Source organism: Malaciobacter sp. (assembly GCF_055140965.1).
The window spans coordinates 67,094-81,429 of sequence record NZ_JBSRRO010000003.1 but is presented as its reverse complement, the minus strand read 5'-3'; the positions used below and the strand labels follow the sequence as shown (position 1 = coordinate 81,429).

13 protein-coding genes are annotated in these 14,336 nt (G+C 27.2%); 1 reads left to right on the top strand and 12 read right to left on the bottom strand.

Going from position 1 to position 14,336, the window contains the following annotated elements; translation table 11 throughout:
* From ACTCCZ_RS01925 to ACTCCZ_RS01890, 8 genes are all read right to left on the bottom strand, one after another.
* Positions 1–780 (bottom strand): competence/damage-inducible protein A, encoded by a 780-nt coding sequence (locus ACTCCZ_RS01925; protein ID WP_079577033.1) that lies wholly within the window; start codon positions 778–780, stop codon positions 1–3.
* A 15-nt stretch (positions 781–795) separates the two neighbouring features.
* Positions 796–1,365, bottom strand: coding sequence for an adenylate kinase (locus ACTCCZ_RS01920; protein ID WP_079577034.1), 570 nt, complete (start codon positions 1,363–1,365; stop codon positions 796–798).
* Between the two features lie 81 nt (positions 1,366–1,446).
* A complete protein-coding gene (locus ACTCCZ_RS01915; RefSeq protein WP_079577035.1) occupies positions 1,447–3,204 on the bottom strand; it encodes a YgiQ family radical SAM protein in 1,758 nt (585 codons plus the stop codon).
* Positions 3,205–3,273: 69 nt separating this feature from the next.
* Positions 3,274–5,862 (bottom strand): chemotaxis protein CheW, encoded by a 2,589-nt coding sequence (locus ACTCCZ_RS01910; RefSeq protein ID WP_228145269.1) that lies wholly within the window; start codon positions 5,860–5,862, stop codon positions 3,274–3,276.
* A gap of 106 nt (positions 5,863–5,968) precedes the next feature.
* Entirely contained in the window at positions 5,969–6,757 is a 789-nt protein-coding gene (locus tag ACTCCZ_RS01905) for a metal ABC transporter solute-binding protein, Zn/Mn family (protein WP_079577037.1), read from the bottom strand.
* Positions 6,758–6,773: 16 nt separating this feature from the next.
* Positions 6,774–8,540: an aspartate--tRNA ligase gene (gene aspS, locus ACTCCZ_RS01900; RefSeq protein ID WP_079577038.1), complete on the bottom strand. Its 1,767-nt coding sequence runs from the start codon at positions 8,538–8,540 to the stop codon at positions 6,774–6,776.
* A 44-nt stretch (positions 8,541–8,584) separates the two neighbouring features.
* Positions 8,585–9,697 (bottom strand): hypothetical protein, encoded by a 1,113-nt coding sequence (locus ACTCCZ_RS01895; protein ID WP_079577039.1) that lies wholly within the window; start codon positions 9,695–9,697, stop codon positions 8,585–8,587.
* Positions 9,694–10,359, bottom strand: a complete 666-nt coding sequence (locus ACTCCZ_RS01890) for a uracil-DNA glycosylase (RefSeq protein ID WP_079577040.1) — start codon at positions 10,357–10,359, stop codon at positions 9,694–9,696. The genes ACTCCZ_RS01895 and ACTCCZ_RS01890 overlap by 4 nt, the downstream gene beginning before the upstream one ends.
* 127 nt (positions 10,360–10,486) lie before the next feature.
* Between ACTCCZ_RS01890 and ACTCCZ_RS01885 the strand changes: the two genes are divergently transcribed.
* The gene (locus ACTCCZ_RS01885; RefSeq protein WP_079577041.1) at positions 10,487–10,696 is read left to right on the top strand and encodes a hypothetical protein; all 210 of its coding nucleotides are present in this window, start codon (positions 10,487–10,489) and stop codon (positions 10,694–10,696) included.
* 16 nt (positions 10,697–10,712) lie between these two features.
* On the opposite strand, the gene ACTCCZ_RS01880 is transcribed toward ACTCCZ_RS01885, so the two are convergent.
* From ACTCCZ_RS01880 to secY, 4 genes are all read right to left on the bottom strand, one after another.
* Positions 10,713–11,969, bottom strand: a complete 1,257-nt coding sequence (locus ACTCCZ_RS01880; RefSeq protein ID WP_079577042.1) for a GGDEF domain-containing protein — start codon at positions 11,967–11,969, stop codon at positions 10,713–10,715.
* Between the two features lie 104 nt (positions 11,970–12,073).
* Entirely contained in the window at positions 12,074–12,292 is a 219-nt protein-coding gene (gene infA / locus ACTCCZ_RS01875; protein WP_079577043.1) for a translation initiation factor IF-1, read from the bottom strand.
* Positions 12,293–12,302: 10 nt separating this feature from the next.
* Complete coding sequence (map, locus tag ACTCCZ_RS01870) at positions 12,303–13,070, bottom strand: type I methionyl aminopeptidase (RefSeq protein ID WP_079577044.1); 768 nt, start codon at positions 13,068–13,070, stop codon at positions 12,303–12,305.
* 2 nt (positions 13,071–13,072) lie between these two features.
* Positions 13,073–14,335 (bottom strand): preprotein translocase subunit SecY, encoded by a 1,263-nt coding sequence (gene secY, locus ACTCCZ_RS01865; RefSeq protein ID WP_079577045.1) that lies wholly within the window; start codon positions 14,333–14,335, stop codon positions 13,073–13,075.
* Position 14,336 lies beyond the last annotated feature (1 nt).

Here is a 14,336-nt window from a genome sequence, read left to right as displayed (position 1 = left end):
TTAATCTCTTTTAGCAATATCTTCTAAAAAACAATCTATTTTGTTTGTTTTTAGATACTGTACAAACAAATCATAATACTTTTCTACAGCTTTTTTACTTGTAGAATCAAGTGATATTACAGTAGCTCTTTTATGATTATCAATAAACCTTGGTAGTGAAGACAATTCAACTTCATCACTATTTACTTGTTTCATTATATCAATTAAATCACTTTCACCACAAGCAGCAGTTAAAGATAATCTATACTTTACAACACTATTTTTAGAATAATAAGTATCTAATGCTTGTAAAATCATAGCTTGACTCATAGATGGAAATCCAGGTGTAAAAAAGAATCTATCATCTAAATAAAAACCAGGTACATTATTTACAATATTATCAAGAAGTTTTGAATCTTTTGGAAGATATGACATATTTATTCTATGAGGATATGCCTCTTCTTTAAACTGTTTTTCAATTAAAGCTTTTGCTTCTTCATGAAAAGACATTTCACCATTTCTAAAAACTTTTGCTGCAACTTCTCTTGTCAAATCATCAGGAGTAGAACCAATTCCACCAAAACTAAACATTACAGAGTTTTCATCTGCTTTTATAAGATTATATATGTTTTCCATTAGTTTAGGATCATCTTCAATTACAAATGAGGCTTTATGTCTCCATCCTCTTTTTAAAAGTTCTTTATTTAAAAAAGCAAAATGGACATCTTTACGACGCCCATTTAAAAGTTCTGTTCCAATAATTACTGAATAAAAGTTAATTAAATCTTCGCTTTTTTTCACTTTAATTACTTCAAATTAGATTTTTGATTGAATAAACTCGTCCATTTCAGCAACAATTTCTTCAATAGTTCTTTCACCATCAATTTTCTTTAAAAGATCTTTTTTCGTATAAAACTCTTGAATCTCTTTTAAAGGTTCTGTATAAACTTTCATTCTATTGTTAAATACCTCAACATTATCATCAGCACCTCTTGCACGACCAAGAACTCTATCTTTTGCAACTTCTTGTGATACTTCAACCTCAATACAGTTTATTAATTCAACTTCTGTTTCATTCTCTAAGTATTTGTCTAACTCTGTCATTTGTTCACCACTTCTTGGGTAACCATCAATAACAACAATATCAGTTGGAGCATTTTTAATAGCACCTACAATTGTTTCAATAACAATATCAATTGGTACAAGGTTTCCTTTTGATACATATGAATCAATTAGTTTTCCTCTTTGGCTCCCACTTGCTACTTCTGCTCTGAACATATCACCAGTTGAATAGTGAGTTATATTTTCGTGTTTTTGGGCAATTAATTCTGCATCTGTTGTTTTACCACTTCCTGGCGCACCAATAATTAAAAAAAGTTTTTTCATAAATATTCCCTTATCAATTTTTATAAACATATTAAATTGGCGGTATTATAGCAAAAAGCAACTTATACAAGTTTTTTGTTTTTATCCTTGCATACCATATGAGTGATTTTTTCTCTTGTCATTTTTATTATATACTCTTTTTTGAATTACTATCTCTTTTTGTTTCTCTTTTCTTCTTGTGTCTTTTTCTACAAATATTTTCTTTTTTGTAAATGGATCCATTTCAGTATAATACATCACAGCTGAGTATGTTCCAGGAGTTGGAGTAAAGACCTGAGCTTGTTCTGGATTCATCTTTAACTCATGTGTTGTAAACTGTTTAAGTTCATGCATATGCTTCTCTTTACAACCTGGATGAGCTGCAATTAAATAGTAAGTTAAAAACTGTTTTTTACCTGATTCTTTATTTAGCTTATCATACATCTTTTTAAAGTCAATTAGTGTTTGTTTTCCAGGTTTTCCCATATGATATAAAACCTCATCATCTGTATGTTCAGGTGCAACTTTCATTTGTCCAGAGATGTGATGATTTACCATCTGTTTTAAATAATTGTATCCATGTTTTTTATCAGCAGTAATTAAATCATATCTTACTCCTGAAGCTACAAAGGCTTTTTTAACACCAGGTACTTCTCTTATATCTTTTAGTAGTTGGATGTTTCTACTATGATCAACTTTCATAGCTTTACAAAGTCTTTTATCATCAACACACCTATAATTATCTACACATGTACCTTTTTTAAGTTTTTTCTTGCACTCATATCCGTACATATTTGCAGTAGGTCCTCCAACATCTGAAATTATTCCTTTAAAATCTTTCATTTTTGTGAAATCTTTTGCTTCTTGAATAATATTCTCTTCACTTCGTGTTCTAATAGTTCGTCCTTGATGAACTGCAATTGCACAAAAATTACACTCACCCCAACATCCATGATGAGTCATAATTGAAAATTTAATTGTTTCTAAACATTTAACTTTTCCATCTTTTTTATGATAAGGGTGTACATCTCTTTGATAAGGGAAAGATGCAATTTTATCCATCTCTTTCTCTTCTAAATAATCACTTGGAGGATTTTGTATTAGATATCTTGAATCTACTTTTTGACAAAGCCCTTTTGAATAAACTGGATCATTATTGTCATAAAATACTTTAAATAAATCAATATATTTTTCTTTATTACTTAAACACTCTTCATGACTTGGTATTTGTATATATTCTAAGACAGGTTCTTTTGATATATAGCAAACTCCTCTTATATTTTTAGGATCATCACCATCTCTTAGGGTATTACCAAGATCAATAATAGCTTGTTCACCCATTCCATAAATCATATAATCAGCTTTTGTATCAAATAAAATAGGCTTTCTAAGTTTATTTGACCAATAATCATAATGACTTAATCTTCTAAGACTTGCTTCTATACCACCTAAAACAATTGGTACTGTATTTTTAAAATATCTTCTAATTAAATTTGTATAAACAAGTGTTGCTCTATCAGGTCTTTTATTATTTTTTCCACCAGGAGTGTAATCATCACTATTTCTAAACTTTTTAGTTGCAGTATAGTTTGATACCATAGAATCAATACTTCCACCACTAACACCCCAAAATAGTTTTGGTTCACCCAATCTTTTTACATCAACATCGCTATTTATGTCAGGTTGCCCTATTACACCAACCCTTAGCCCAATACTTTCAAGTATTCTTCCAACAACTGCAATTCCCATAAAAGGTGAATCTATATAAGCATCGCCAGAGATTAAAACAACATCAAGTTCTTCCCAGCCTCGCTTTTTCATCTCTTCTTTTGTAGTTGGTAAAAATTCATTTTTATTCATTTATATTTGGCCTTAATATTTTTTTGTATTGTGCCTAAATATCTTTTAACTTATTCTATAAATTTCAAATTAGCTTAACTCTTGTGTTAAATTATCATCAATTTTTTCAATATCAAGAATCATAGCCACTTTTGAACTACCTTCTTCTTCAATATCTACAAGACTTTGTATTAATGTACCAGAGCCTAAAAAGTGGCTTTGTATATGTTGAATAGAGCTTTTTTCAACAACACTAATATTTTCTAAAGAAGATACTAGTATTCCAACACAATGTTCAATATTATCTTCATCATATTGAAGTAATATTATATTTTCAAGTCCATCATTTGTAATATCTTCATTTATAAACTTTCTAATATCAAGTACAGATATCAAGTTTTCTTTATATAAAACCATACCTTTAAAATGATTGTTTTTATCCATGTCTATTGACTCTTCAAGTTTATCTATACCAATTGAAGATATAACATTTTTAGCTTCTACTGCTAAAAATTTATTTCCTAAATAAAAAGTTGCTAAGTCAACACTATTTTTTGTTAAACTCTTTTTTGAAGATAAAGCAAATTTATCTTTTACTTTATATCTAATCTTATTTGCATTATTAATCTCTCCTATATAAATAAAAACAAAACACAATACATCATTTACATAATCATCAATATTACTTTTATACTCTCTATATCCAGAAGAACATCTAACTCCAACTGCATAATACTTGCTTTCATATTCGACTATTTCACTTAATTTTTCACCATTATCTAAGTTGAAAAATTTATCCTGTAAATCTAAAAAACTATCTATTTTAAACTCTTCATTTGTTGAAGATATTATGTTTTTATCTTTATTTGTAAATAGTGCAAAAACACCATCTATTTTTTCACCCTTGTTATTTCGTGGCAAAGTTTCATCAAGCATTGCATTAAACTGAAAACTAGAATCAAAAACAATTGCAATTCCACCATTTATTTTCTGTTCATCAACTAAAGAACGAATTGCACTACAATAAATATATGTTGATTCATTATTATATAAATTTGATTTTTCAAATTTCGATACACAATATTTTGAAGTATCTTTTAAATTTAATGTTTTATTTACCCACTCTTGAGTTAAAACTTTTCCTATTAAATACTCTTCATCTTTATTTGAAACTGCAATAATCTTACCATCTTTATCAAAAATCAAAAGATTTGTGTATACAGTATATAAATCATTTATATACTTTAAAATTGAATTTATTTCATTTTGTTTATATGAAATTGAATTCATATCATCTAAAGCTTTTCTAAAATAAGAAGTTAAAGCCCACCATCTACAATCATTTGCTCTTTCATAAAGATTTCTATCCATAATATCAATTGCTAAAGATGATAAAAACTCACTATCATTTAAAATTGAGCTAATAATAGTTTGATTTAAATTACTTAAAGAAGAGTTTGCTTTTACTCCTGTAATTCCAATCTCATTTAAAAGTGATTTTGAAAACTCTCTATTTGATGAATTAGTTTTACTTTGAGAAATATTACCATTCCATATTACTCTATTTAGATTATCTTGAATTGTTTTACTTTTATTAAAAACCTCTTGTAACTCTTTTGAGAAGTGTTGTTCATTTCCCATCATTGCATTAATAACACTATCTTCAACTTTTAAAGTTTCCAAATGATTACTTAAAAAAGCATATTCAACTGGTATCATTATATGCCCATACCAATTAAGCCCTTTAAAGCCTTGATATCCATTTGTTTTACAAGTTTTAGCTATATAATCTCTTCCTGCAAATGATATAATTTTATACTGCTCATTTAATATAATTGGCAATTTTGAATTTAGTGGTATATGTACATTATCACTAGAAGCAATTACAAATCCTTGTTCATCTAAAATTGTTATTGATTCTTTATTTTTTACATCAATAAGATTATTAAATATTCCTTTCATTTCATCTTCGAACTTAAAACATAAACATAATACTCCAAGATTTTCAGAACTTGGATCGTTTGTTTTTGTAACTTTATAAGAGTAAACCAATGTTTTTTCATAATGAGATAAAAAGTCATGATGTTTAAAAGTTTCTACATACTCTTGGGTACTATTTAAAACTTCATTTACAAACTCAAAATCAACTTTATCTAATTTTTCATCTTCATTAAATCTTACTAAAATCTTACCCTTTGTATTTACTAAAACAATATCAAAATATACAGAGTATTTTGCAACATACTCTTTAAATCTTTTTTGAATCTCATGTTTAAGTTCAAAACTTTCATTATTATAATCAGAAACATAACTTTTTATAAAAGCTCTAATATCATCATCAGTTGCTAAAAAACCAATATCTGCAGTTCTTTCAAAAAGGTTTCTAATAACAACATCAATGGCAACTTGTGATTTAAACTTCATCTCTTGTGTTACTTTTTTTAGTGTTTGTTCACTTAAATGGTTTAATAAAATTGAAGTTAAATTTAAAAAGTTCTCTTTTGTTTTACCAATATCAATATTTATATCACCAAGTTGTCCAAGTAATGCAAAAATATCCCAAGAAGAACTAAGTCTACCTAGTTCTTCCCTATATTTATCAACATCCTCAATATGCTTTATTATAGGATATAACTCTTTTTTTACATTTATACCTTTATAATTTATCAATCCTGACATAATCTTCCCCTTGTAGATTGATTAGATATATTATTATATAATTTTTTGAAAATTTTTGTATTGTTTATAGTGTATAGTATGTATACAATTGTATAAAAAATTTAATTTATTTATTATTTTCTTCAGATAGTTTTTGAGTAAGTATGAAGATATTGCTTTGCCAATTCTTTTTAAAAATATTATTTTTAATAATCCGCGTTTCTGAATTTTGTGCAAAAAATGATATGATTTTTTTCGAGTCATGCTCATCTACTAATGTTTTATTTATACTATTTTCTCTTGCAAAAACTATAGTTTCATAAATCTCTTTAGCACTCAACTTATATTTTTCTTTTTTTATTAAATTAAGTCTATACCTTTTTGCATAATAATCCCAATATTTATCAAATGTATAAAAATTATAACTTTTTGCATTGTTTAACTGTTTTCTAACAACTAAAAAAATCTCATCAATATTTTTCAAAAGTTTATTTAGATTATTTTCATAAAAACTTTTATGTTCCCTATCAAGTTTTAATATCTGCTCATAAACATTTAAAACTATTTGCCTAAAAATTATTGGATCCATCCATATATATGGATTATTGTCAAGTTTATCAATTCCTTTTGTAATATCAACTACTTTTATATTACTTATTTCTTGCAAATCTTTTATATACTTTTTTTCTCTTGGTAAATTCATAGATAAAAAAATAGGTGAATAAGATAACTTTCTTATCTTCTTTTTTGAGGGAAATTCATTTATATAATTTTCATCAAATAGTGACATATGATAAAACTTATTAAGTGTGATTTTTTCAACTATATACTCTAAAGGTAGTATTGATACAGAAACTCTTGGCTTAGCAGCCAAGATAGATATAGATAGAAAAAATAGTACTATTATTTTTTTCATATCTATACTTTTAAAATTAAGCTTGAGCTTGTCTAATTCTTAGACTTAACTCTTTTAATTGCTCATTATCAACAGCACTTGGTGCATCAGTTAATAAACATTGAGCTCTTTGAGTTTTAGGGAATGCAATAACATCTCTAATAGAATCAGTTCCAGCAAGAAGCATTACTAATCTATCAAGACCAAAGGCAATTCCTCCATGGCTTGGTGCACCATATTGTAAGGCATTTAATAAGAAACCAAATTTCTCTTGTGCTTCTTCTTGTGAAATTCCCATAAGTTCAAATACTTTTGATTGAATCTCTTCTTTATGAATTCTTATTGAACCACCACCAAGTTCAGTTCCATTTAAAACTAAATCATATGCAACTGATTCAATATCTTCTAAATCTTCAATATTATCTAAGTCACATTTTTCTAAGTTTGGCATAGTAAATGGATGGTGTAATGCTTTTGTTCTTCCATCTTCAACTTCGAACATTGGGAAATCAACAACCCATAAGAACTCATAAGCATCAGCTGGGATAATATCCATTTGTTCTGCAAGATAAAGTCTAAATCTTCCCATATAATCCCATACAGTTTTCTTATCACCTGCTCCAAAGAATACAACATCACCAACTTCAAGTTCAGTTGTTTTTACAATTTGCTCTAAATCTTCTTCACTAAAGAATTTAGTTAAAGGACCTTTTAATCCATCCTCTTTCATTTGGAAGTAACCTAAACCTTTAGCTCCAAATTTTCTTACATAATCTTCAAAACCTTTCATTTGTCTTTTTGAGAAAATATTATCTCCATTTGGACATCTTAAAGCTTTAATTCTATTGTTTTTCTTATCTTTTGCAATTGAAGAAAAAATTTCATTTGTAGAGTTAGCAAAAATATCAATAACATCTACCATAGGCATATCAAATCTCATATCAGGTTTATCAGAACCATAATTTTCCATCGCATCTTTATAAGTCATTCTTGTAAATGTTGTAGGAATATTACTTTTACCACAAGCTTTAAATACATCAGATATTAATCTTTCAGCTACTTTTATAATATCTTCTTGATTACAAAAAGACATCTCAATATCAATTTGAGTAAATTCAGGTTGTCTATCAGCTCTTAAATCTTCATCTCTAAAACATTTTGCAATTTGAAAATATTTATCAAATCCAGAAACCATTAATAACTGTTTAAATAGTTGAGGAGATTGAGGAAGTGCATAAAATTCACCTGGATGAACTCTACTTGGTACTAAATAATCCCTTGCACCCTCAGGTGTTGATTTTGTTAAAATTGGAGTTTCAACATCTAAAAAACCTAACTCATCTAATGTATTTCTAACTTGAATAGTAGCTTTACTTCTTAGTTTGAAAATATCATAAGCTTTTGGTGTTCTTAACTCTAAGAATCTATTTCTTAGTCTAATTTCTTCATTTACTTTTTCATCACCTAACTCAAAAGGCATTGGTTTTGATCTGTTTTCAATAGTTAAATCACTAACAACAATCTCAATTTTTCCAGTAGTTAAATTTGGGTTTTCTAATCCCTCACCTCTTGCTCTTACTTTACCAGTTGCTATAAGAACAAACTCATCTCTTACTGTTTCTGCTTTTTCTAAAGACTCTTTGCTATCTTGTGGATCACAAACTAACTGAACAAGTCCACCTTTATCTCTTAAATCAATAAATATAATTCCACCATGATCTCTTCTACTGTTTACCCAACCTGCAACAGTAACTGTATCACCAATGTTTTTTTCCGTTACTTCTGTACAATAATGCGTTCTCAATTCTAAACTCCGTCTTTTTAAATATTCGCGATTATACCCAAGATTTACTTAATCTTTTGAAACCCGTGTGCTGTGCTTTTATATAATTTTGGTTCATATAAAACATCATTACCTTCAACTTTTGTCTTAATCAGTTTTGATTTATTGCCATCAAAAAGAGTATTAACTCCAATAAGTGAAGAGTAATTTACCCAATCATAAACAATATTTGACCCTAAAGAATCCATTATATCTTCAAGCTTTTCATCAGTTGCATCAATAGAATTAGCAAGTACAAAACTTGTTCTATCTTCTACTTGAGTTAAAGATATTAAAAATGGATTAAAATTTAATTGTGTAGACAAAACAACTTCTGGCTCTTTTTCAAAAGCTCTTATTTGTGAAAGAATAATAGAAGTTTTGATAATAGAAGTATTTAACATAATAGTTGATTTATCCAATCTATTATCATTTACAAGTCTTCTATAATCGTTATTGCTATTTTCTACATTTTTAATAGTAACAATATCTTTAATACTATTTTCATAAATAGATTTTAGTTTATTACCCAAATAATTATTTTGATAAAACATTATATTTTTACCATTTGATAAACTTTGAAGTAAAGATATTTGCTTTGAATAAGATATTCCACCATAAATAAAATTATCTTTTGTAATTTTAACTTCTTCTTTATTTAATAAAGGAAAATATATTTTTACATCACTTGAAAAAGACAACTCTTTTATTTTATCATAGCCCTCATCTGTAAACAAAGCAATAATATTATCATATCCAGCATCTTTTATACTTTCAATAGCTTTTTTTATAGATAATTCTGTTTCATTCCTTGTATCAAATGTCTCAATTTTAAACTTTTCATTTTTAAACAATAAATATGCAGTAATTGTATTTACTGTATTATTAGCATATTTTCCTACAACTTTAGATGGGTAAATAATTGCTAATTTAAAAACATCATCTAATTCACTATCTTCAATAGTTTTAACTTCATTTATAATAATCTTATCTTGTGGAATTTTATCAAATTCAACTTCATTGTCTGACTTTTTTATTTCTATGATTTCTTGTTTTTTATCTGTTTGTATTACTTTTTGTTTTTGAGTACAACCAAAAAATAAAAAAGCAATAGAAATTACAAGTACTATATGTTTCAATGTATCTCCAGTATAGATTTTATTTTTAGCATATCATAATATGCTTCCTTTTTAAGTGAAGGATTCCTAAGTAAAATATTAGGTGAAAAAGTAGGCAAAATATTATAATACTTATAAGGCAAAATATTTCCCCTTAATTGTTCAAATATTCCATTGTCATTTGTAAGATATTTATAAACTTTTTCTCCAAAAGTTACAATTAACATTGGGTTTATTATTTCAATTTGTTTATCCAAATAGAGTCTACAATTATTTGCATGTGTTGCATTAAATGAATCATTTGATTTACATTTTACAATATTTGTTATATAAACATCATCAATATCAAGCATTAAAACATTTTGTATCATATTTTTAAGTATTTCACCACTTTTACCAACAAAAAACTGACCTAATTCATCTTCACTTGCACTAGGTTCATCTAAAATAAAAAGAATTTTTGCATCACTATTTCCTTGACCAAAAAGTACATTTTTTCTACTTTTACATAAATCACACAAGTAACAATTTTCAACAATATTTTTTAATTCATTTATGTTATTTGGCAAATTTGAGTTATTTATTTCATTGTTCCCAAACTCAACATTAGCATGATACTCATAACCAATTGATTTAAAAAAATTTAGTTGATATAAAATTCTATTTTTTACTGCTTTTGTCATATGAAATTTTACAAAAATCTAACTTTCACATAAATTTGTTCCATTATTTTATATAAATTTCTATTATTTATTGACTATTGTTCCAATATTTTGTACAATGAATTTTAAATAAAATACAGGATATATAATGTCTTCACCAAGTTTTAGAGTATTAGAAAAAGATTTAGGAGTAAATAAAACAACTTTACACAATTGGAAAAAAACAAGACCGAAGCTTTATGCTTTTATTATTGAATCTTATAAAAGAAAAGAGTTTTTAGATAAAAACTTAGAATTGATGATAAATCAAAAAGATTTTCTTGAAAAAGAGATAAATGCAATTAAAGATAATCTTTAATCAAATTATTTATACACTAAACATAAATACCTGTATCAATAATAATTTTATTTCTACCTTCATGTTTTGCTTTATTTAAAAGTAAATCAGCTTGATTTATTGCTTCTTTATAAGAGTTATATTTATTTCTATATACAACTCCCGCACAAAATTTTATTTTTAATTTTATATCTTTATGAACAAACTTATTTGTAGATACAATATTTCTAACTCTTTTTAAGTAACTAATTACTTCATCATCTTCTGTATAGTGAATTAAAGCTACAAACTCCTCACCACCATATCTACAAATAACATCTTCTTCTCTTGTTAGTTTTTTTAAGATTGTAGCAAAAGTTGTAAGAATAGTATCACCACACTCATGACCATAATTATCATTTATAGATTTAAAATGATCAATATCATAAAAAACTATTGCATACTTTGATTTAAAAATCTCATACTCATTTTCAATTTTATCAACTTCTGCAACAAATGCTCTTCTATTTGCAATACCAGTTAAAAAATCTATATCTTTTTCTCTACTTACTTCATTTAAATCTTGTTCTAATTTATTTATTTGCTTTTGTAAATAAGCACAATCTTTTTGTCCCTTAAAAAGTTCAGCTTGTGATTCATCAATTGTATTTTCTAATTTATGAATTGTACTTACAAGTTTGCTTTGAAGCATAGCTAAATCTCTTGCTGAATGCTTTGATAACTCTAAACCTTCTAATTCAGTCTTAATCATTGTAACTTCTTGTGAAGTATCATCACTTTGAAGTAAACACTTATCAAAATATTTACCCATTAGACCAATTACTTTTTTTACATCTTTTGCTTTTTCTTGAACAACAACCTTATCTCTTGTAATTCTCTCATTTGTAAATTTTCTTAATCTATTAATAGTGCTATTTTTAATTAATCGTTCAGGTTTTTCTTGTAGTTCAGTTTTTAGTTCAGATATCTTTTTTTCTATATTATAATCAATGGAAGGAGTAAGTAAAAAATCTAAATTATCAATAAACTTTTTTAAATCTTTGTCATTTATACGCCTTAAAAGTAAAAAAGTTAATTCATAATAAGTTGTAATATCATTTTCTCTTATATATAGCTTTTCTTCGTCACTTAAATCTTTTAATAACTTATGAAATTTATTTAGCTCTTCAACATTAAAATCTAACTCTTGTGCTTGTTTATAAAACTCTTTTGCATAGTTTGAAGGAGTTGCGATTATTTCTTGTCTTGTTAAAGATTTGATAGTATTTTTAATTATGATTTTTATATTTTCCATTTTAGTTCATCTTTTAATTATTTTAAAGTATTTTAACAAGATTAATCTAAAAGAAGGAAAAAAAAAGAGACAAAATTATAAGTTATTGCCTCTTTTTATAAAAATTACTTATATCTGTGAGTAATTCTACCCTTATCAAGTGAATAAGGTGTAATTTCTACTTTAACCTTATCACCAGGTAAAATTTTTATGTAGTGCATTCTCATTTTACCTGAGATATGACATAAAACTACATGTCCATTGTCTAGCTCTACTCTAAACATTGCATTTGGTAAAGCCTCAACAACTTTACCATCAATTACAATTACATCATCTTTTGCCACTTTATTCTCCCTAGTTATCTACTACTGTACTTAAAATCTCAGCTTTGCCATTAATAACAGCTACCGTATGCTCATAATGACTTCCTCTTAATCCATCACTTGATACAACATCCCAGTCATTTTCTAAAATAACAGGTTCTCTATCTTTATGACAAATCATAGGTTCCAAACAAAATACCATTCCATTTTTAATTTTTGGTCCAGATTTTGGACTTCCATTTTCTAAATAGTTTGGAATTTCAGGTTCATCATGAGGTTTTTTACCAATCCCATGTCCACAAAATCTTATAAGTGGTTGATATCCTCTTGCAACTATGAAATCTTCAATTGCTTTTGAAAGCTCTTTAAATCTCATACCTTCATGAATAATATCAATTGCATAAAGTAAAGAGTCTTTTGCGCAAGCAATTAACTCTTCATCTTCTTTTGAGATTTTACCAATTGGCATAGTAATAGCAGCATCTCCATACCAACCATCAAGTTCTGTTCCAATATCAAGGCCTAAAATATCGCCCTCTTTTAAAACAACATCTGATGGAATACCATGAATAATAACTTCATTAAGAGATGTACAAATAGCACCAGGGAAGCCATATAGTCCTTTAAAAGACGGTCTAGCTCCTAGATTTGTTAAAAACTTTTCACCCATAGCATCAACTTCTTTTAAAGTCATACCAGGTTTTACATTTTCATTTAAATAATTCAAAGTCTTCGCAACAATAACATTAGCATCACGAAGCTTTTGAATTTCATTTGGTTTTCTTATTGCAATAGCCATAACTATAAACCTACCGCACTTAGTGTTTCATATTTATTAGTATATTGCTGTGCTTCAATCTTTCTCATTGTATCAATAGCAACTTGAACAACGATAAGAACAGCAACCCCACCAAAATAAAAAGGAACACCCATAGCTTTTACTAGTAGCCATGGAACAGTCGAAATCGCTGCAAGGTATAATGCACCCCAAAAAGTCAATCTTCCTGCAACTTCATTTAAGAAACTAGCAGTTGATGCTCCTGGTCTAACACCTGGAATAAATCCACCTTGTCTTTTTAAATTGTCTGAAATATCTTTTGCATTAAAAGTAATACTTGCATAGAAAAATGCGAAGAATACTACAAATAAAAACATAAAAATATTAAATGTATAGCTACTTGGATTTAAAAAATCCGCAACAGCCATTAAGTACTCATTTTGACTTCCTTGCAAAACAGTCGCAGGGAACATTAAAATTGCACTTGCAAAAATAGCTGGAATTACACCTGATAAGTTAACCTTAATAGGAATATAATTCATAACTCTTTTATTTTGATTTTGCATCATAACTTTTCTTGAATATGAAACAGGAACTCTTCTTTCACCAAGCTCTACATAAATAATAGCTCCAACTGTTCCTAAAACAATAACTAAAATAGCAATTACAGTTAAGAAATTCATTTGACCATTATTTACTAAGTCAATAGTACCACCAATGGCACTTGGAATTGCAGAAACAATACCAGCAAAGATAATTAGTGAAATACCATTACCAATACCTTTTTGAGTTATTTGTTCACCAATCCACATTAAAAGCATAGTTCCAGTTAACATTGATATAGATGATACTGCAATAAAAGTATCCATATCAATAGAAATAGCATTTTGTCCACTTTGTCCAGTTAAAGAGTTTAGACCCATTGATACACCAATTGATTGAATCAATGTAATAACAATAGTTGTATATCTGATGATTTGCATATATTTTTGCATACCATCTCTCTCTTTTTTCATTTTACCAAGTGCTGGGAAAGTAGCTGCTAGAAGTTCCATAATAATAGAAGCTGTAATGTAAGGCATAATTCCTAGTGATATAATTGACAATCTTTCAACTGCATTACCACTAAACATATTTACAAGACCCAATGCATTATTTGCATTAGAATCGAAGAATTCTTTTACTACATCTATATTAACACCAGGTACTGGCACATATGCCAGTAACCTGTAAAGGAATATAAATCCTAAAGTAATAAGAATCTTATTTACAAGATCTTTACTCATG

Bases quoted from the DNA above. Each gene is read 5' to 3' on its own strand.
- ACTCCZ_RS01920 (WP_079577034.1), bottom strand. From the start codon at position 1,365: ATGAAAAAACTTTTTTTAATTATTGGTGCGCCAGGAAGTGGTAAAACA.
- ACTCCZ_RS01915 (WP_079577035.1), bottom strand. From the start codon at position 3,204: ATGAATAAAAATGAATTTTTACCAACTACAAAAGAAGAGATGAAAAAG.
- ACTCCZ_RS01910 (WP_228145269.1), bottom strand. From the start codon at position 5,862: ATGTCAGGATTGATAAATTATAAAGGTATAAATGTAAAAAAAGAGTTA.
- ACTCCZ_RS01905 (WP_079577037.1), bottom strand. From the start codon at position 6,757: ATGAAAAAAATAATAGTACTATTTTTTCTATCTATATCTATCTTGGCT.
- ACTCCZ_RS01890 (WP_079577040.1), bottom strand. From the start codon at position 10,359: ATGACAAAAGCAGTAAAAAATAGAATTTTATATCAACTAAATTTTTTT.
- ACTCCZ_RS01885 (WP_079577041.1), top strand. From the start codon at position 10,487: ATGTCTTCACCAAGTTTTAGAGTATTAGAAAAAGATTTAGGAGTAAAT.
- ACTCCZ_RS01880 (WP_079577042.1), bottom strand. From the start codon at position 11,969: ATGGAAAATATAAAAATCATAATTAAAAATACTATCAAATCTTTAACA.
- map (WP_079577044.1), bottom strand. From the start codon at position 13,070: ATGGCTATTGCAATAAGAAAACCAAATGAAATTCAAAAGCTTCGTGAT.
- secY (WP_079577045.1), bottom strand. From the start codon at position 14,335: ATGAGTAAAGATCTTGTAAATAAGATTCTTATTACTTTAGGATTTATA.